Raw genomic sequence first — 19150 nt, forward strand, 5'->3', positions numbered from 1 at the left:
ATTACGCATAATGTGTAGAGCGCTCATGAGTTCAGGTGAATAAAAAAACCGGTTTGTGCCAGCGCCGGGGACACCGGCGGCGGCAACGGTGACTATCTTAACGGAGTGGCTGGCTCAATGTCTGGTAACCAGGGATAGTTTTTGTAAAAGTTTCCAGGCCATTCGCACCAAGGCCCAGGCCACTCGACAAGCCCGTCAATTCCAGCTGGAAGAAGATCGGCGTCGAGACAGTCTTGGTCGTCGTCACGAAACGCTGCGCCCCCATGCGGAACACCCAGCAGTCACCCTTGTATTCGAGGCCGACCAGGCTTTCCAGCATGCTGCGATCCTTGATGGAGTAACTGATGCGGCCCACGCCATACAGGCGGTCCGTCAACGGCCACTGCGTCGACACTTCCGCATTACGCAGCACGCCACGTTGAAAACGGTTACTGAAATTCAATACTTTCTTGGCACCAGGCTGATATTGCAAGGTGTAGTTGTAGCTCATCAACTGGCGATCGCTGGGATTGTACTGCACCAGACTGTCGACGGTCCAAGTCTCGGACACGCGGCCCGTTGCGGCCAGCAGGATATCGGAACGCGACTGGTTGACGGGCGTCGTCGAATTGAGCTGCACGCGCTGGTCGGCAAAATAGAAACGCTGACCAAAGGTCAGGCGCATGCGCTCCGTGCCGTCCGATTGCAGGAAACGCGATACGACGGCGGCCGTGACCTGGTTGGCGTCGCCGATGCGGTCGCTGCCGACAAAACGGTTTTCCGTGAAGATCTGCGTCAGGTTGAACGTGCCATCGGCCGTATCGAAGTTCGGAAACTGCGACTGGTCGCGGTACGGCGTGTAGACGTAGAACAGGCGCGGCTCCAGGGTTTGCGTGCCGCCCTTGGTGCCAAACAGATTCGTGTCGCGTTCAAACACCAGGCCGCTGTCGACCGAGAAGGTCGGCACGGCGCGCGTAAACGAGGTGGTTTTAAACAGCGCCTTGGTCCGGGCGTCATTGTCGAGCTGATACGCGCTGGCATTCAGCATCAGCTTGGGCGTGATGAAGTAGCCAGGGCGCATGATGGGAAAACTCACCTGCGGCACGGCCACGAGACGCGAGCCTTGCACCTGTGTCGGATGCGCGAAGCGCGTCGCTTCCGCGTCAAAGGTCCAGTCGAAACCGCCCCAGACATCGTATTTGCCAGCATGGAAGTTCACCGCCGGCAAACGGTCATACGGGCGTGGCACGACCACGTTGGGATCGGGATCCTGCAGCACCTGGTAATTCTGCACGCGCGCCGTCAGGCTCCAGTCCTCGGTACGGTAATCGGTGCGCAATTCGCGCAGCAACTGGCGCTCGGTGGCGGTGGCGACGGTTTTCGAAAAATCGTTCGGGTAATTATCGTCCGACGCCTCGCGCAGATCCCAGCTGTAAGTCCAGCCCTTGGCCAGCGCCTGCTCATGCTTGGACTTGATCATGTAGCGGTTGGTCTTGGTCTGCTTGTCGTTCGGCAAAAATTCAAACGAGGTTTCACCGCTGTACAAGCCGGCATCCGTCTCGCCCATGTAGCGGCCCGTCGCACCGAGCTGAATGCCGCGCCGCTGGATGTAGCGCGGATACAGAGTCAGGTCGCGGTTCGGCGCGATGTTCACGTAATACGGCATCAGCAGCTCGAAACCGTTCTTCGAGGCAAAGCCCGGCGTGGGCGCCAGCCAGCCCGAGCGGCGCGCACCCGACAGCGAAAACGACATGCCCGGCGTGCCCAGGATCGGCACGTCCTTGAAATAGATGATGGTCTTGCTGCCCGTGCCCACGTCGCGGCCCGTATCGAGGTTCAAGGTGCTCGATTTCAGGTACCAGTCCGGATTCGGCCCTTCGCAGGTACTGTAGGTGCCTTCGATAACATTGGCTTCGTCTGGATTGATGAAGTCGACGCGCTCGGCCTTGCCCTGGCCGCCGCCCACTGCGAAGCGGTAAGTCGGGTTGAGCAGGAAACCCTTGCCGGTCTCCATGTTCAGCTTCAGGACGTCACCCGTGTAGTAATCGCCGAAACGCCACATCTTGATATGGCCCTCGGCGTCGAACTGATCTTCAACTTGTTTGTAACAAGCTGTATCGGCCGTCATTTTTGTGGTTTTTCCGCGCTCAATCACGACATTCTGGTCGAGATTGATCTCTCTTTCCGGTCGACCGTTCATGCTGTTCGCCGTCATGACGGTAGGCGCGTCGGGATCTTCCACATGAACCGGACGCGGTGCTTTCTGGGCGTGGACAGGCACCGTCGTGGCGGCGACGAGCGCGCTGATGGCGAAAGCCCAGCGCTGCGAAGGGGGGGAGGCCGAAAACCAGCTCATGAATTGGAAGGGGCAAGCACCATTGACAGGCGATTTTTTGATTGTAGGGTAGGAAGACTCCATTACTGGAGTCCTCCCCCCTAGGAACCGGGCTTGCGACTTTCGCCGCACACGGCTCGGGCTTAATAAAAAGTTCCTATACAGGAACCGGCTTTGTTACTTTCAATCCAAGGCTATGAACCTGAGAATGGCAATTTGGGTGCAATAATACCCGATTTCCCAGCGCATCGGACCCGCCCGCTACCCTATACTGCATATGGTGGTCGTGCCAGCCGGTGTCAAAGTCCATCGCATACCCGCACAGCGCGCACTTTCCGTCCTGATCCACGTACAGCCGTATCCACTCCTTTCGGTAGCGCATGTTTTTCACCATGCGCTCCATCCGAAGCGTCTCACCGTACATCTCCCATGACGGATCATAAGGGTTGAATGCTCCCTTGATCTTGATGTGACGCTCAATGGCCGTTCCCGCAAGCGAGTACAGTTCCATTGTTGCCTTATTGCCGAACTCAGTATCAATTTGACATGCAAATACCCAATGCCGATTGCCGACGGTACGCCAATACTTTTTGCGTATCCAATCTGCGCTCTTGGTCGGGTGCCTGCGTTTTGCCCATCGCATGAGTCGCCAGAACAGCAGCGACTCCAGACGAGAGAACGTTTGCTTTGCTACAACAGGCGAGTGGTACTGCGCCCACCCGCGTAGCATGGGGTTCAGCAGGCGTATCAAATTCTCCTGCGTTGCGCCCAAATTGTCACTGATTGCCGTTCCCAGCTTTTTATAAAACGCCTTGACGTTTTTCTTACTTGGCTTGATGAGCAACTTTCCTGTGTATTTGCGGAAGTTCCATCCCAGGAAATCAAACCCTTCATCGACATGCACGATCTTGGTCTTCGCCTTTGCAAGCCTCAGACCTCTGATGGCGAGAAAATTCTCCACCCACGGTTTGATTTCGTCTTCCAGCAGCTCTCGTGAAGCCCCTGTAATGACAAAATCATCCGCGTACCGTATGACGCCGACCTTGAGTTTCTTGGCCTTGGCTACTCCCCATTTTGCATCGAGATGCGCAACAAGTTCCGCTTCCAACCCATTCAGTGTCCAATTTGCAAGTGCGGGGCTGATGATGCCACCCTGCGGAGTTCCGGCAGTTGTCGCCAGCAATTGCTTACCGTCCACTACACCGGACTTCAGCCATTTAGTCAGTATCGACTTGTCCATGCGGACGTTGTCGATCATCCATTGGTGGCTGATGTTATCGAAGAACCCTTCGATGTCCGCATCCAATACCCATTCAGCTGAACCCTTGCGGGAGAGTCTGACGAATATCTGGGACATCGCATCGGCAGTTGCACGATTTTTCCTGAACCCATACGAGTTCTGATCGCTCACTGTTTCCAGGACCGGATCGAGCGCCAGCAGGTGTAGCGCCTGCATGGCCCGGTCCTTCATAGTTGGAATGCCCAAAGGGCGTAACGTTCCATTGGTCTTGGGAATATTAACCCTCCGGAGGGGCAGGGGTCGATACCGGGATTTTCCGAGGTTGGCAATTGCCGCATGTTTCAGTTGCGGGGTCTCCCATAGCTGCCGGTCGACACCCGATGTTCGCTTGCCTTGGTTTTCGGTCACGCGTTTGATTGCCGCTGCTTTGGCACAAAACGAATGGGTCAGCCACCGTTGCAGAGCTTTCACTCGGCGCCAGTCACTGTCCGACGTAGCCTTCGCTAGACGATGCTGCATGACTCTCACATTCTTCTGAACTTTGCGCCAGTCGATGGCGCTCCACTCAGCAGGAATGTGCGAGGACGCAGAACCGAAATTTTCTTCAGTTACTCTCATTGCTGTACCTCGTTGGTTGACACCTATCGAGGACGCAAGTCACCCCGAAGGGATGAACTGCGTCCCTTCGAGGCGTTATTGTCTATACAGTCGTTTGACGACTATTGCACCAGATGGAAGTCTGCCCGCTTTCACGGTGGGACAAATTTGGAATCCCTATCCACGCTATTACTGCGCAGCATTCGCTTTTTCCATCCTCCCATACCTGCTTTCCCGTCAGCTTCCCTTGCGGGTCGCCTGCCGTATGACTTGTAGCTGCCAAGCTACGGCAGGAAATCAGGCTTACCACGTTCCCTGAGATACCAACGCAACTGAATACATTGCGATTGACTGTTTAGAGTCCGCCTATCCCCCGGTGGTGTTAATGACGACGTGTCCCCAGATTCAACAAGGACAACCATCCACGGTACCGTTTTGGTTAGGGCCTGTCAGCAGCTTAGGCCCATCAATATTTACGAGGGTTCAAACGACGATTCACATTACATTACCCTTGCAGCACTCACCTAGCCCCTCAACCGCCTTTCTGCTGGCAGTCTCCGCCTTGCTCACTCGCATGAACAAAACGCCGCATACGAACATGGGGGTACATTGTCTTCGAAGCTTCACACCCCACCGTTGCCAGTGACGCATGTTCGAATAGGTGACAGATGGTCGTGCATCCGGTCGTAGCACCTGATAATTCGGGTACGACAAGGTATCTCAGAGCTTGCGCTCTATACATAGCAACTGCTGCCTGCTTAATGTCTCAAATGCCATTGCTGGCTTGCCATGAACGTCTGCGCGGAAGGCGTACGTTCCAGTTTCACGGGTATATACCGTTCGTTGTTTGGAGGCAACACAATTCCGCCTTGTGGGCGAATTTTCGACGCAAGGAAGCGCATGGGACAGGAAAACCTGTGCATGAACGTCGGATACGTGAAGATTGTTTGAGTGTGGATTTGATCTGAACTGTATCGTTTCCGCTGGGCGGAGTTATACAGCCGACGCTAACATCCTGTAAAAATCAAGGACTTAGCGCATGTTTGCAGGTTTTGTTGCTTGTAAATCAATGCCGCATAGCGACCAATTAGCGACTACGTGTCGCACTGAATCCCTTATTATATGGGAATCTGTGCGACACGCCTTAAAGCTCGGGTAGCTGGCCCCGGTCGCAACGTAGCAGTAACGGCTAGCAGCGCAGGAACTGCGCAGGCAAATCCCTGGTTTACCAGTGATAAAACAGTGAGGGGCTCCCCGGAGTACCCATTCTTGGCAAGACAAGACACGCTACGAGAAGGTGCCTTGTCAGTCTTATACGCCCGCCGAATCACCGGCGAGTCGCTATTCCTTTGCCTGTTTTGTTTATATAAAACATTGAAACTGTAGTTTATTTGCAAAGCTTGTGAATATTTTACATTTGCTTACAATTTTCTATATTTCAACAGTTCTCTGCAAGACTCGGTTTTCTCTCAGCTGAGTCATACCCGAGTGAAACTCTTCGATATCTTGTCATGCTTCAGTGTTGCAACTGCTGCCATGACCGGATGTACGACCATCTGTCACCTACTTGAGTGTGCGTCGCCGGTAACGGCGGGGTGCAAAGCCTCAGGGACAACGTACCCCCATTCTTTTCCGGCAGCCCGGCGTGCGAAAGCCTGGCTGGAGACTGCGAGCAGCGATGCGGTCCAGGGGCTAGGTGAGTGCTGCAAGGGCAATGTTATGTGAACCATCGTTTGAACCCTCGTAAATATTAATAGGCCAAAGCTGCTGGCAGGCCTAAACCAAACGGTACGTGGCTGGTTATCTCCGTGGATTCTGGGGATACGTCGTCATTCAGCCACCGGGGGAAAGATGGGCCCTAAACAGCCAGTCGCGATGTAGCTGTCGCGTCGATATCGTTGGGAACGTGGTAAGCCCGATTCCCTGCCGCTCGATCAACGAACCGAGATAGCGGCAAGCAAACCGCAAGGCACGCCCTTGGGGGAGCGGGTAGAGGAGGATGGAGAAAGCGAATGCCGGGCTGTAATGGTCCGGATAGGGATTCAAGATTTGTCCCGGCCTGAAAGGGTGCCCACTTCCATCTGGTGTAATAGTCGTCATACGACTGTACTGGCTCCAGGCAGTCATCATTTTCAACCACCCCGAAGGGATGCAGCTCACCCTTCGGGGTGCGCTGTGTCTCGTCGGAACAACTACACGAGGTTCAGCATGAAAGTAATCGCTAGCAGTCTTGCCGGTTCTGCGTCCTCGCACGTGCCTACTGAATGGGTCGCCATCAACTGGCGGCTCGTACAACGCAACGTGAGAGCCATGCAGCATCGATTAACGAAGGCTACACAGGAAGGCGACTGGCGCAGGGCGAAAGCGCTGCAAAGGTGGCTAACCCACTCGTTCAGCGCGAAAGCGCTGGCAGTCAAACGAGTGACAGAGAATCAAGGCAAACGAACCGCAGGCGTGGACCAGCAGCTGTGGGACTCAGCAACGCAGAAGTTCGCTGCCATTGCGCAGTTGAAGAAACAAGGCTATCGGCCCCTGCCATTACGGAGGGTCTTTATTCCCAAGTCAAATGGAAAGATGCGCCCACTGGGCATCCCTACCATGCGGGACCGGGCGATGCAGGCACTTCACCTGTTGGCCTTGGAGCCGGTCTTGGAAACGCTGAGTGATCCCAACTCATACGGGTTTCGCAAAAATCGCTCAACGGCCGATGCGATGTCGCAAATTTTTCTCCAGACCTGCCGGAAAGTCTCGGCAACCTGGGTGTTGGATGCGGATATCGAAGGTTTTTTCGACAATATCAACCATCAATGGCTGGTCGACAATGTCTTCATGGATAAGTTGATCCTGTTTAAATGGCTGAAATCCGGGGCAGTTAACCGGAAGCAATTAATGGCAACCACAGCTGGAACGCCACAGGGCGGCATCATCAGCCCTGCCCTTGCGAATTGGACGTTGAACGGGCTGGAGACTGAACTGATTGCGCACCTCGGTGCGAAATTCGGCAAGTCAAAGGCAGGCAAGCTCAAAGTCGGTGTCGTGCGATATGCGGACGATTTTGTCGTTACCAGTGGATCGAAGGAATTGCTGGAGACGGAAATCAAGCCTTGGATCGAAGCATTTCTTGCAGTCAGAGGATTGCGACTGTCCAGTGCCAAAACCAAGATCGTGCACATCGATGAGGGCTTCGACTTCCTGGGGTGGAACTTCCGAAAATATTCCGGGACACTACTCATCAAGCCAAGTAAGAAGAACATGAAAGCGTTCTATGAAAAGCTGAGGAAGACGATCAGCGAAAACATCGGGGCGAAGCAGGAGAATCTCATTCGATTGCTGAACCCCATGCTGCGCGGCTGGGCGCAATATCACAGCCCTGTCGTCGCCAAAGAGGCGTTTTCGACGATGGAGTCGCTACTGTACTGGCGGCTTCGTCGCTGGGCCATGCGCAGGCATCCGAAGAAAACCGACAGTTGGATACGCGACCGATACTGGCGCCCAACCGAGAGTGGAAATCGGATGTTTGCAGCGGACGTTGTCACAAAGAATGGCAATAAGGCCATGAAGGAACTGTACTCGTTACCAGGTACAGCGATTCTGCGTCACACGAAGATCAAGGGCGGCTATCACCCCTACGATCCGCAATGGGAACTGTACGGCGAAACCCTTCGGCAGGAACGCATGTTGAAAAACATGTCTTACCGGCGCGAGTGGGCCAAGCTCTACCTCGACCAACGTGGCTTGTGCGCTCTGTGTGGATACGAGATGAACATGGAAACCGGATGGCATGACCACCACATAGAACACCGTGTAGCAGGTGGTTCCGACGCCCTTGGAAATCGCGTATTATTGCACCCAAATTGCCATATAAATGTGCACGCAAACGATTTACAAGTTGCGAAGCCGGTCCCTGCATAGGGACTTTTATTATGCTTGAGCCGTGTGCGGTGAAAGTCGCACGCACGGTTCTTAGGGGGGAGAGCTTCCAGCAATGGGGTTCTCCTACCCTCCGCACCATCAACCCGATTCCACAGGCCGCTTAATGTCATTCTCCCCCAATTCCTCCACCGCGCCGGTCTCCGCCGACGCTCGCCTGACCCTGTTGAAAGCCTGGTTGACCTCGCTTAACCTCGTCGCGCCCGAATCCGCCCGTCCCGCTTCCAGCGATGCCAGCTTCCGCCGCTACTACCGTCTCGATGTGCTGCCAGGTAACACAACATTGCCAGGAAAGACACTGATCGCCATGGATGCGCCGCCCGAGCGCGAAAACGTGCCCGCCTTTGTCAAGGTGGCCGGCTTGCTGAAAGGCGCCGGCGTGTCCGTGCCCGAAATCATCGCACAAGACCTGGAACAGGGCTTCCTGCTGCTGTCCGACCTGGGCACGACCACGTATCTGGACGCCCTGAACCACGACAACGCCAGCGTGCTGTACGCCGAAGCGCTGGAATCCTTGATGAAAATCCAGCTGGCCAGCGCCCCCGACGTGCTGCCCGAATTCGACCGCGCCTTCATCCTGCGCGAAATGAATCTGTTCCCGGAATGGTTTATCGGCAAGCACCTGGGCGCCACCTTGACGGATGTGCAACAAACCCAGCTGGACAAGGTCTTCGAAGCCATCACGGCGAATATCTTGTCGCAGCAGCAAGTATTCATGCACCGCGACTACCATTCGCGCAATTTGATGCACATCAACGATGGTTCGATCCCCAATCCCGGCATCCTCGACTTCCAGGACGCCGTCTTCGGTCCCGTCACCTACGACATCGCCTCGCTGCTGCGCGACGCCTATATCCAGTGGGACGAGGAACTGGTGCTCGACTGGGTGATCCGCTACTGGCAGCGCGCCAAGCAGCTGGGCTTGCCGGTGAATCCCGACATCGATGCCTTCTACCGCGATTTCGAATTCACGGCCCTGCAGCGCCACCTGAAAATCCTCGGCCTGTTCGCGCGCCTGAACTACCGCGACGGCAAGGATCTGTACATGGGCGACCTGCCGACCGTGCTCGACTACGTGCGCAAGACGGCCAACCGCTACACGGAACTCAAGCCGCTGGTGCGTTTGCTCGATGCACTGGAGAATAAGACGCCCCAGGTCGGCTACACATTCTAGGCACTTTCCTGCTGCGCGGCCTGTCCGCGCAGCCGACTTACCGATACTGAAAACGAATACCCATGAAAGCCATGATCTTTGCCGCAGGCCGCGGTGAACGGATGCGTCCGCTTACCGATACCTGTCCCAAACCGCTGCTGAAAGTGCGCGGCCGTCCGCTGATCGTCTGGCATGTGCTCAACCTGGTGCGCGCCGGCATCACGGACATCGTCATCAACCATTCCCACCTGGGCCATTTGATCGAGGAAACCCTGGGCGACGGCAGCGCGTATGGCGCGCGCATCGCGTACTCGCCCGAGACCACGCCGCTGGAAACGGCGGGCGGCATCGCCCAGGCGCGCCACTTGCTGGGCGAGGAACCGTTCCTCGCCATTTCCGGCGACATCTATTGCCCGTATTTCGACTTCAAGCAAGTGCTCGACGTGCTGGCCGACAAGGATGTGCTGGGCACGCCGTATCCGGCCGACCAGCGCGACATCGCCTGGACCTACCTGGTGCCCAATCCCGACTTCCATCCCAAGGGCGACTTCGGCCTGACCTTGTTCTCGATCAACAATACGGACGAAACCAAGTGGACCTTCGCCAATATCGGCGTGTACCGTCCTGAAATGTTCGACGGCATCGCGCCCGGCAGCCACGCCAGACTGGGCGATTTGCTGCGCCAGTACGCGGACCAGGGCCGCGTGGGCGGCGAAGTCTATACCGGAGAGTGGACGAATGTGGGTACGCCGGCGCAGCTCGATGTACTCAACGGTGTGACAGCGAAGGCGCCAGCGGCATGATGGCCAATTACGCGGCACGGCGCGCGGCGCTGCTGGCGCAGATGCTGCCGGGCAGCGTGGCCATCCTCGCCACGGCGCCCGAAGTGCCGCGCAACAGCGATTGCGATTATCCGTACCGCCACGACAGCTATTTCTATTACCTGAGCGGCTTTACGGAACCCGACAGCGCCGTGGCCCTCGTGGCCGCCAGCGCCACAGCCCCGGCGCGCGCCATCCTGTTTTGCCGCGCCAAGAATACGGAGCGCGAAATCTGGGACGGTTTCCGCCACGGCCCCGAGGCGGCGCGCATCAGCTTCGGCTTTGACAGCGCCTTCCCCATCGAGGAACTCGACGTCGAAATGACGCGCCTGCTGGCCGACTCTCCCGCCATCTACTATGCGCTGGGCGGCAGCCTTGATGCGCAGGTGAAGCTCTGGCGGCACAATGTGCGGCAAAAGGCCCGCAGCGGCGTCACGGCGCCCGCCATCGCGCATGACATCAATGGCATGCTCGACGCCATGCGCCTGCTGAAAGACACGCAGGAACAGCAACTGATGCGCCGCGCCGCCGCCATTTCCAGCGCCGCGCACGTACGCGCCATGCGCGCCACGCGGCCCGGCCTGCACGAATATGCGCTGGAAGCGGAGCTGCTGTACGAATTCCGGCGCAGCGGCGCGCAGTTTCCCGCCTATTCCTCCATCGTCGCCGGCGGCGGCAACGCCTGCATCCTGCACTACAGCGCCAATAACGCGGTATTAAAAGACGGCGAGCTGGTCTTGATCGACGCCGGCTGCGAACTCGATGGCTATGCCTCGGACATCACGCGTACCTGGCCCGTCAACGGCCGTTTCAGCGGCCCGCAGCGGGCGCTGTACGAACTGGTGCTGGCGGCCCAGCAGGCGGCGCTGGACATGGTGCGCCCCGGCTTGCCGCACAGCGCCATCCACGAAGCGGCCGTGCAAGTGCTGGCGCAAGGCATGCTCGACCTGGGTTTGCTGGACCGGCAAAAAAGCGGCGGCGTGCAGGACGTCATCGCCAACAAGGCCTATATGCCCTTCTACATGCACGGCACCAGCCACTGGCTGGGCATGGACGTGCACGACGTGGGCGCCTACCGCGACACGGATGCGCCCGGCAAGCCGTGGCGCGCGCTCGAAGCGGGCATGGTGCTGACGGTCGAACCGGGCATCTACGTGCGTCCGGGTACGGGCGTGCCGGAGCAGTTCTGGCATACCGGCATCCGCATCGAAGACGATGTGCTGGTCACGCCGCAAGGCCATGAAGTCTTCAGCTCGGCGCCCAGGAGCGTCGCTGAAATCGAACAACTGATGTCACAGGATTAACCCCGCCGCATGCATACACCGTCCACTTTCGATCTCGCCATCTGCGGCGCCGGCCCCGTCGGCATGGCGCTGGCCGCCCTGCTGGTACAGCGCGGCAGCCGCGCCGCCGGCATCGCCCTGCTCGACGCCAAATCCATCGAGCAGGCCCGGCGCGACCCGCGCACCATCGCCCTGTCGCACGGCAGCCGCCAGATACTCGAGGAAGCGGGCGCCTGGCCCGTCGAGGCGACGCCTATCCACCAGATCCACGTGTCGCGCCGCGGCCAGTTCGGGCGCAGCCTGATGGACCGCAGCGAGCATGGCGTCGAGGCGCTCGGCTACGTGGCCCGTTACGGCGCCGTCGTCAGCGCGCTGGCCGACGTGTGCGAGCGCCTGGGCGTGGCCAGCCTGCGCCCCGCCCTGGTCACGGGCAGCGCGGAGGATGCCGATGGCGTGTCCGTGCAGATCGACCAGGCGGGCGCCGCATCGACCTTGCGCGCCAGCCTGCTGGTGCAGGCCGAGGGCGGCCTGTTCGGCCAGCAGCCGGAACGCGCCGTCAGCCGCGATTATGGCCAAAGCGCCATCATTGCCCATGTGCGTACAAGCGCCCCCATCGCCCACCGCGCGTATGAACGCTTCACCGACGAAGGTCCGCTGGCGCTGCTGCCGCAGGACGACGGCTACGCGCTGGTGTGGTGCGTGCCGCCCACGCGCGCCGAACAATTGCTGGCCCTGGACGACGCTGCCTTCCTGGCGCGCCTGGGCGCCGCCTTCGGCAGCCGCCTGGGACGCTTTAGCCACACGACGGCGCGCCTGGCCTATCCGCTGGGCCTGAACGCGCAGGCGAACGGCACGGCGCGCACGGTCGCCATCGGCAATGCGGCGCAAACCCTGCATCCGGTGGCGGGACAGGGCTTGAACCTGGGCCTGCGCGACGCCGCCGTGCTGGCCCGCGTGCTGGCGCAGGGCAGCAGCCCGGCCGGGCTGGAACGCTACGCCAGCCTGCGCCAGGCCGACCGGGGCCTGACCGTGCGCGTCACCGACACCATGGCGCGCATCTTCACGGGCAGCGCCCCCACGCAAGGCTTGCTGGGCCTGTCGCTGGGCTTGCTGGACGTTTTCAGCCCCGCGCGCAAAAGCCTGGCCACCCTGATGATGTACGGCCGCCGCTGAACCTTAACAATAAGTAAAGGGCACGGGCGAAAAAGAAACAGGGAACATCTCCGGCATGGAGTAAACGGCCTGCGGATGCGACAATGGCTGTCACCTGGTTTTTGGCGACCGTTCCATGACAGATGCATTGCCCGCAGCACCGCCTGCCGCTCTTCCCGAAGTGCTCTTTTCCCGCCTGCTGGAAGACGCCCTCGACGCCGTCATCATCATCGATGAACATTGCCGCATCCGCTATATCAATGGCGCCATGCAGGCGCTGTCGGGCTATGCCAGCGGGGAATTGCTGGGGCAGACCCTGAACGGCCTGCTGCCCGACGCCGTCGGCGCGCAGCACGACAACCACGTGATCAATTACATCCGCAGCTCGCGCACCTCCAGCGTGCTGGGCAAGATACGCGAATTCGCCATCCGCCACCGCGATGCGCAAATGATACCCATCGAAATGAAGGCGCTGGACCTGGGCGTGGTGGACGGCATCCGCTATTTCGGCGCCTTCTTGCTCGACGTGCGCGAACGGCGCGAACTGGCGGCAAAAAACGCCAGCCTGCTGGCGCAGCTGGAACAGCAGGCGCTGCACGATGCGCTGACGTCGCTGCCCAACCGGCGCGCCTATGAAGCGCAAGCCGAGCAGGCGATGGCGCGCGCGGCACGCAGCGGCGCCGCCCTGACCGTGGGCGTGGCCGACCTCGACCATTTCAAGAAGATCAACGACCGCTACGGCCATGCCGTGGGCGACGCCGTGCTGCGCACGGTGGCGCAGGCGCTGCGCGACACGGGACGCATCACCGACGTGGCGGCCCGTCTCGGCGGCGAGGAGTTCGGCCTGCTGTTCCCCGACGCCAGCCTGCGGCAGGCGCACAAGGTGGCCGAACGCATCCGCGCCGCCGTGGCCGCCGCCATCACGCCTTTGCCCGATGGCGGCGAACTGCAGGTGACCATCAGCATCGGCGTGGCCTCCCTGACGGCCGGCGCCAGCCTCGACGCGGCCATGTCGGATGCCGACAAGGCCCTATACGCGGCCAAGCACCAGGGACGCAATAAAGTCGTCGCAGCCTGAAGACAAGCGTAGGTCGGATTAGGCGGGGCCGCCGAGGCCGAAGGCCGTAATCCGACAACATTGTTGGCCCCAATACGTCGGATTACGCGGGGCTTTGCCCGCTAATCCGACCTACGGCAAAAAATACCGCTTATTCGACTGCCTTGAGCATATCCTCGATCACCTTCTTGGCGTCGCCAAACACCATCATCGTGTTCGGCTGGTAGAACAGGTCGTTGTCCAGGCCCGCATAGCCGGACGCCATCGAGCGCTTGTTGACGATGATGCTCTTGGCCTTATAGGCTTCGAGGATCGGCATGCCGGCGATCGGCGATTTCGGGTCTTTCGCCGCCGGGTTGACGACGTCGTTCGCGCCCAGCACCAGCACCACGTCCGTCTGGCCGAATTCACCGTTGATGTCTTCCATCTCGAAGACCTGGTCATACGGCACCTCGGCTTCAGCCAGCAGCACGTTCATGTGGCCCGGCATGCGCCCCGCCACGGGGTGGATCGCGTACTTGACGGTGACGCCCTTGTGCGTGAGCTTTTCCACCAGTTCTTTCAACGAGTGCTGCGCGCGCGCCACGGCCAGGCCGTAGCCGGGCACGATGATGACGGTTTCCGCATTGCTCATGATGAAGGCGGCGTCGTCGGCCGAACCCGATTTGACCGGGCGCTGTTCCTGCGCGCCGGCTGCGCCTGCGGCCGGCGCATCGCCGCCGAAACCGCCCAGGATGACGTTGAAGAACGAGCGGTTCATGGCCTTGCACATGATGTACGACAGGATCGCGCCGGACGAACCGACCAATGAGCCGGCGATGATCAGCATCGAGTTATTCAGCGAAAAACCGATGCCGGCCGCAGCCCAGCCCGAGTAACTGTTGAGCATCGATACCACCACCGGCATGTCGGCGCCGCCAATGGGGATGATGATCAGCACGCCCAGCGCGAAGGCGATGAGGGTCATGATGACGAACGGCGTCCAGGCCGGCTCCACCCCGTCGGCGAAGCAGAACGCCAGGCCCAGGCCCACCATCACCAGCGCCAGCACCAGATTGAGCATGTGCTGGCCCTTGAAACTGACGGGCGCGCCCTGGAACAGGCGGAACTTGTATTTGCCCGACAGCTTGCCGAAGGCGATCACCGAACCGGAGAACGTGATGGCGCCGACAAAGGTGCCGATGAACAGTTCGAAGCGGTTACCGATGGGCAGCGCCTCGCCGTGTTTCGCGATATTGAAGGCCCACGGTTCCGACACGGCCGCCACGGCGATGCACACGGCCGCCAGGCCGATCAGCGAGTGCATGGCCGCCACCAGTTCCGGCATCTTCGTCATTTCCACGGTTTTCGCCAGGTAGGCGCCGATGGCGCCGCCCGTGACGATGCCGATGATGACGAGGGTCAGGCCCATGCCGCCCGTTTGCTGTTCCTTCAGTTTCAGGATCAGCGCCACGGTGGTGACGGCGGCAATGGCCATGCCGCTCATGCCGAAGGCATTGCCGCGGCGCGCCGTCGATGGCGACGACAGGCCTTTCAGGGCCTGGATGAAGCACACCGAGGCGATCAGGTACATCATCGTCACCAGGTTCATGGTGACGAAGCTCATGGCGTGACTCATTCTTTTGCTCCTTGCTTGGCCTTCGGTTCTTTTTTACGGAACATCTCGAGCATGCGCTGCGTGACGAGGAAGCCGCCGAACACATTGACGGCGGCCAGCGCCACGGCCAGGGTACCGGCCACTTGCGCCAGCGGGCCATCGGTCAGACCGGCCGCCAGCATGGCGCCGACGATGATGATGGCGGAAATGGCATTGGTGACGGCCATCAGCGGCGTATGCAGCGCCGGCGTGACGGTCCAGACGACGTGGTAGCCGACATAAATGGCCAGCACGAAGATGATCAGGTTGGTGATGGTGTGACTGATTTCCATGATGTTGTTCTCTCCGGCGCCGCGTTATTTTCTGAGGATGTCATTGCCTGCGCAAACCAGGCTGGCCTTGATGATTTCATCCTCGCGGTCGATCAGCAATTGGTCGTCCTTGTCGATGATGAGCTTTAAGAAGTCCAGCACGTTGCGCGCATACAGGGCCGAGGCGTCGGCCGCCACCAGGGTCGCCAGATTCGGCTCGCCGACGATGTACACGCCGTGTTTGAGCACCGTCTTGCCCAGCTCGGACAGCGGGCAGTTGCCGCCCTGCTCGACGGCCAGGTCGACGATGACGGAGCCCGGTTTCATGGCTTTCACCGTTTCTTCTGAAATCAGCACTGGCGCGGCGCGGCCGGGAATCAGGGCCGTGGTGATGATGATGTCGGCCAGTTTCGCCCGTTCGTGCACCAGTTCGGCCTGGCGCCGCATCCAGTCGGCCGGCATGGCGCGCGCATAGCCGCCCGAGCCCTTGGCGATTTCCTTTTCTTCCTCGGTCAAGAAAGGCACGTCGAGGAACTTGGCGCCCAGCGATTCCACTTGCTCCTTGACGGGCGGGCGCACGTCGGACGCTTCGATGACGGCGCCCAGGCGCTTGGCCGTGGCGATCGCCTGCAAGCCGGCCACGCCCACGCCCATGATCAGCACGCGGGCCGCCTTGACGGTGCCGGCCGCCGTCATCAGCATGGGCATGAAGCGCTGGTAGGTATTCGCCGCCACCAGCACGGCCTTGTAGCCGGCGATGTTCGCCTGCGACGACAGCACGTCCATCGACTGCGCGCGCGTGATGCGCGGCACGGCTTCGAGGGCGAAGGCGGACAGGCCCGCCGTCGCCATGGCGGCGATATTGTCGGCGTCAAACGGGTTCAACATGCCGATCAGCACCGTGCCGCTGGCCATCAGGGCCCGTTCGCCGGCGTCCGGTGCGCGCACCTTCAGCACGATGGCGCAGCCATAGGCTTCCTGGGCGGTACCGATCTGCGCGCCGGCGGCGGCATACGCCTCGTCGGGAATCGAGGCTTGCACGCCCGCCCCCGACTGCACGACGACTTGATGCTTGGCTGCCAGCTTCTTGACTGTCTCGGGCGTGGCTGCCACCCGGGTTTCACCAGGCCGTGTTTCGGCCGGTATGCCTATCCTCATGATGCCTCCGCTAATTGATAAACTGACTAGAATCTAACACGGAAAGCAGCGCGTTAAACGTTTGTGAACCAGCAACTTTTAGTCGTACGACACTAATTTCATCCGCATCCATGATTTGTTTCACCATGCGGCGCGGCGCCCATATTGTGGGAAAGGTGTGTCAATCTCACCACAGTCGAACAAGCGTGCGCGCTTGTTTTGACCACAGGGAAAGCCTATATTAGCGGGCGCTTCCTGCCATCTTGCCAACTAAGCCCCCATGCTAGTGCGCTCCCCGGGAAAGACGTAAGTACCTCCCACCGCTATTTGCTAAAACGTTGTCATTTATCAATATGTCCGCGCAACAAAAGGCCGGCTTCAAACCGCGCGCGCAGAACAAGATAAAATGTCGGCTCTTTCAAGGATGGAATCATGCCGAGAATCTGGAAACCCTCTGTCACCGTGGCCGCCATCGTCGAGCGCGATGGCCTGTTTTTACTGATTGAAGAAGAGACCAGCGAAGGCATCAAGCTCAACCAGCCAGCCGGCCACCTCGACCCGTTCGAGTCGCTGGAACAGGCGGTGATCCGCGAAACGCTGGAAGAAGCGGCCTACGATTTCATTCCCACGGCACTGGTCGGCATGTACATGTCGCGCTACCAGTCACTGCGCACGGGCGAGGACGTGACCTATCTGCGCTTCACCTTTTGCGGCACGGCCGGCGCCGAACACGATCGCCCGCTGGACGAAGGCATCATCCGCACCCTGTGGATGACGCGCGACGAGCTGGCGGCGTGCCAGGAGCGCCACCGCAGTCCGCTGGTGCTGCAGTGCGTGGACGAATACCTGGCTGGCCGGCGCGCGCCGCTGGCCCTGCTGCACACGCATGCGTCCGTTTTCAATAGCGCATAGCAATACGCATTGCCATATTATTAAAGTACACTGGAAAGCAAGATGAGCAAGAAGAAAGTCGTGATCGGCATGTCAGGCGGGGTCGATTCCTCGGTCGCGGCATGGATGCTGAAGGAACAAGGCTATGAAGTCATCGGCCTGTTCATGAAAAACTGGGAAGATGACGACGATTCGGAATACTGCTCCACGCGCCAGGACTGGATCGACGCGGCCAGCGTGGCCGACGTCATCGGCGTCGATATCGAAGCCGTCAATTTCGCCTCCGAATACAAGGACCGCGTGTTCGCCGATTTTCTGCGCGAGTACCAGGCCGGCCGCACGCCGAATCCGGACGTGCTGTGCAACGCCGAAATCAAGTTCAAGGCATTTCTTGACCACGCCATGACCCTGGGCGCCGACCTGATCGCCACCGGCCACTATGCGCGCGTGCGCCAGGCGCCGACCGATGCGGGCCGTTATGAACTGCTCAAGGCCGTCGACGCCAGCAAGGACCAAAGCTATTTCCTGCACCGCCTGAACCAGGCGCAACTGTCCAAGACCTTGTTCCCGCTCGGTGAAATCCCGAAGACGCAGGTGCGCCAGATCGCCGAGCAACTGGCGCTGCCGAACGCGCAGAAGAAGGATTCCACGGGCATCTGCTTTATTGGCGAACGCCCGTTCCGCGAATTCTTGAACCGCTACCTGTCGTACAAGCCGGGCCCGATGAAAACGGCCGACGGCAAGACGGTGGGCGAACACGTGGGACTGAGTTTCTATACCCTGGGCCAGCGCAAGGGCATCGGCATCGGCGGCGTGAAGTCGTACCAGAACGCGGACGGCAGCAGCGACGCCTGGTATGTGGCGCGCAAGGATATCGTCAACAACACCCTGTGGGTGGTGCAGGGCCACGACCACCCGTGGCTGCTGTCGCCATCGTTGACGGCCGATCAGGCCAGCTGGGTGGCCGGCACGGCGCCGCAGGCAGGCGCCCTGTCCGCCAAGACGCGCTACCGCCAGGCCGACGTGGCCTGCCAGCTGCTGCCGGAGGGGAATGAACACTTCGGCCTGGCCTTCGACCAGGCGCAATGGGCCGTCACGCCGGGCCAGTCGGCCGTGCTGTACGACGGCGATGTGTGCCTCGGTGGCGGCATCATCGCCAGCGCGACGGGCCTGGCCGGCGTTTAGGAGTTGTTGCCTTGCGCAGCGGCGGCCAAGGCCTGCTGCTTGCGCACCATCGCAATGACGGTATTGCGCACGGTTTTCAGGACCGTGTCGGCCATGAACGGTTTCACGATGAAGCCCGACACGCCCATCGCGTGGGCCGCTTGCAGCGAGGCGGCGTCGATGCCGCCCGAGACCATGAAAATGAGCGTCTTCGGATACTGGGCGCGGATGGTTTGCACAATATTCGTCCCATCTTCCACCTGCTCGCGCGCGATGCAGACGAAATGCGGGTGGTGCTTGACCAGCAGCGCCAAGCCCAGCGCACTGGTATGCGTCTGCCCGCAGACATCGTAGCCGCCATCGGTCAGGACCGTGTTCAGCAGGCCGCGCGCCACGGCGCTGCTATCGATCAGGACTGTCTTTAACATCATGATTACTTCCCTTGCTTGATTTTCTATTGCGAGTTCCACTCAGAGAGCGCCCATCAAAATGCTCAGGGCTAG

The 19150-nt window shown here is 59.9% G+C and carries 14 protein-coding genes; 8 read left to right on the forward strand and 6 right to left on the reverse strand.

The genetic code is table 11. From position 1 onward, the window contains the following. Window positions 1-97: 97 nt before the first annotated feature. Window positions 98-2335: an LPS-assembly protein LptD gene (locus JAB4_RS28030; protein ID WP_070220574.1), complete on the reverse strand. Its 2238-nt coding sequence runs from the start codon at window positions 2333-2335 to the stop codon at window positions 98-100. A 136-nt stretch (window positions 2336-2471) separates the two neighbouring features. Then, window positions 2472-4172 (reverse strand): group II intron reverse transcriptase/maturase, encoded by a 1701-nt coding sequence (gene ltrA / locus JAB4_RS28035; RefSeq protein ID WP_070220576.1) that lies wholly within the window; start codon window positions 4170-4172, stop codon window positions 2472-2474. Between the two features lie 2187 nt (window positions 4173-6359). Here ltrA (JAB4_RS28035) and ltrA (JAB4_RS28040) point away from each other — a divergent pair. From ltrA (JAB4_RS28040) to JAB4_RS28065, 6 genes are all read left to right on the forward strand, one after another. Continuing rightward, window positions 6360-8063, forward strand: a complete 1704-nt coding sequence (ltrA, locus tag JAB4_RS28040) for a group II intron reverse transcriptase/maturase (RefSeq protein ID WP_070220578.1) — start codon at window positions 6360-6362, stop codon at window positions 8061-8063. Window positions 8064-8187: 124 nt separating this feature from the next. Beyond that, entirely contained in the window at window positions 8188-9255 is a 1068-nt protein-coding gene (locus JAB4_RS28045) for a phosphotransferase (protein WP_070220587.1), read from the forward strand. Window positions 9256-9317: 62 nt separating this feature from the next. After that, complete coding sequence (gene murU / locus JAB4_RS28050; protein ID WP_070220588.1) at window positions 9318-10037, forward strand: N-acetylmuramate alpha-1-phosphate uridylyltransferase MurU; 720 nt, start codon at window positions 9318-9320, stop codon at window positions 10035-10037. After that, complete coding sequence (locus JAB4_RS28055) at window positions 10037-11359, forward strand: aminopeptidase P N-terminal domain-containing protein (RefSeq protein ID WP_070220765.1); 1323 nt, start codon at window positions 10037-10039, stop codon at window positions 11357-11359. Before murU ends, JAB4_RS28055 begins: the two co-directional genes overlap by 1 nt. A 9-nt stretch (window positions 11360-11368) precedes the next feature. Beyond that, window positions 11369-12511, forward strand: a complete 1143-nt coding sequence (locus JAB4_RS28060; protein ID WP_070220590.1) for a UbiH/UbiF/VisC/COQ6 family ubiquinone biosynthesis hydroxylase — start codon at window positions 11369-11371, stop codon at window positions 12509-12511. Between the two features lie 115 nt (window positions 12512-12626). Next, entirely contained in the window at window positions 12627-13568 is a 942-nt protein-coding gene (locus JAB4_RS28065; RefSeq protein WP_071650188.1) for a sensor domain-containing diguanylate cyclase, read from the forward strand. A 130-nt stretch (window positions 13569-13698) separates the two neighbouring features. Here JAB4_RS28065 and JAB4_RS28070 read toward each other — a convergent pair whose 3' ends face one another. From JAB4_RS28070 to JAB4_RS28080, 3 genes are read right to left on the reverse strand one after another with little or no spacing between them, the layout of a single operon-like run. Continuing rightward, window positions 13699-15153, reverse strand: coding sequence for an NAD(P)(+) transhydrogenase (Re/Si-specific) subunit beta (locus JAB4_RS28070; RefSeq protein WP_070220594.1), 1455 nt, complete (start codon window positions 15151-15153; stop codon window positions 13699-13701). Window positions 15154-15161: 8 nt separating this feature from the next. Continuing rightward, window positions 15162-15476 (reverse strand): NAD(P) transhydrogenase subunit alpha, encoded by a 315-nt coding sequence (locus JAB4_RS28075; protein ID WP_034745644.1) that lies wholly within the window; start codon window positions 15474-15476, stop codon window positions 15162-15164. Between the two features lie 24 nt (window positions 15477-15500). Beyond that, window positions 15501-16613, reverse strand: a complete 1113-nt coding sequence (locus JAB4_RS28080) for a Re/Si-specific NAD(P)(+) transhydrogenase subunit alpha (RefSeq protein ID WP_070220596.1) — start codon at window positions 16611-16613, stop codon at window positions 15501-15503. 411 nt (window positions 16614-17024) lie between these two features. On the opposite strand from JAB4_RS28080, the gene JAB4_RS28085 reads away from it, so the two are divergent. Together JAB4_RS28085 and mnmA are read left to right on the forward strand one after the other, a co-directional pair. After that, window positions 17025-17504: an NUDIX hydrolase gene (locus JAB4_RS28085; RefSeq protein WP_010401817.1), complete on the forward strand. Its 480-nt coding sequence runs from the start codon at window positions 17025-17027 to the stop codon at window positions 17502-17504. A gap of 42 nt (window positions 17505-17546) precedes the next feature. Beyond that, window positions 17547-18668, forward strand: coding sequence for a tRNA 2-thiouridine(34) synthase MnmA (mnmA, locus tag JAB4_RS28090; protein ID WP_070220598.1), 1122 nt, complete (start codon window positions 17547-17549; stop codon window positions 18666-18668). On the opposite strand, the gene JAB4_RS28095 is transcribed toward mnmA, so the two are convergent. Then, window positions 18665-19075, reverse strand: a complete 411-nt coding sequence (locus JAB4_RS28095) for a response regulator (RefSeq protein ID WP_070220767.1) — start codon at window positions 19073-19075, stop codon at window positions 18665-18667. The two genes, mnmA and JAB4_RS28095, sit on opposite strands and share 4 nt — an antisense overlap. Window positions 19076-19150: the final 75 nt, after the last annotated feature.

It is taken from the genome of Janthinobacterium sp. HH102 (assembly GCF_001758625.2).
GTDB lineage: Bacteria > Pseudomonadota > Gammaproteobacteria > Burkholderiales > Burkholderiaceae_D > Janthinobacterium.

Bases quoted from the DNA above. Each gene is read 5' to 3' on its own strand.
- murU (WP_070220588.1), top strand. From the start codon at position 9,318: ATGAAAGCCATGATCTTTGCCGCAGGCCGCGGTGAACGGATGCGTCCG.
- JAB4_RS28055 (WP_070220765.1), top strand. From the start codon at position 10,037: ATGGCCAATTACGCGGCACGGCGCGCGGCGCTGCTGGCGCAGATGCTG.
- JAB4_RS28095 (WP_070220767.1), bottom strand. From the start codon at position 19,075: ATGTTAAAGACAGTCCTGATCGATAGCAGCGCCGTGGCGCGCGGCCTG.
- JAB4_RS28045 (WP_070220587.1), top strand. From the start codon at position 8,188: ATGTCATTCTCCCCCAATTCCTCCACCGCGCCGGTCTCCGCCGACGCT.
- ltrA (WP_070220578.1), top strand. From the start codon at position 6,360: ATGAAAGTAATCGCTAGCAGTCTTGCCGGTTCTGCGTCCTCGCACGTG.
- mnmA (WP_070220598.1), top strand. From the start codon at position 17,547: ATGAGCAAGAAGAAAGTCGTGATCGGCATGTCAGGCGGGGTCGATTCC.
- JAB4_RS28085 (WP_010401817.1), top strand. From the start codon at position 17,025: ATGCCGAGAATCTGGAAACCCTCTGTCACCGTGGCCGCCATCGTCGAG.
- JAB4_RS28080 (WP_070220596.1), bottom strand. From the start codon at position 16,613: ATGAGGATAGGCATACCGGCCGAAACACGGCCTGGTGAAACCCGGGTG.
- JAB4_RS28075 (WP_034745644.1), bottom strand. From the start codon at position 15,476: ATGGAAATCAGTCACACCATCACCAACCTGATCATCTTCGTGCTGGCC.
- JAB4_RS28030 (WP_070220574.1), bottom strand. From the start codon at position 2,335: ATGAGCTGGTTTTCGGCCTCCCCCCCTTCGCAGCGCTGGGCTTTCGCC.
- ltrA (WP_070220576.1), bottom strand. From the start codon at position 4,172: ATGAGAGTAACTGAAGAAAATTTCGGTTCTGCGTCCTCGCACATTCCT.
- JAB4_RS28060 (WP_070220590.1), top strand. From the start codon at position 11,369: ATGCATACACCGTCCACTTTCGATCTCGCCATCTGCGGCGCCGGCCCC.
- JAB4_RS28065 (WP_071650188.1), top strand. From the start codon at position 12,627: ATGACAGATGCATTGCCCGCAGCACCGCCTGCCGCTCTTCCCGAAGTG.
- JAB4_RS28070 (WP_070220594.1), bottom strand. From the start codon at position 15,153: ATGAGCTTCGTCACCATGAACCTGGTGACGATGATGTACCTGATCGCC.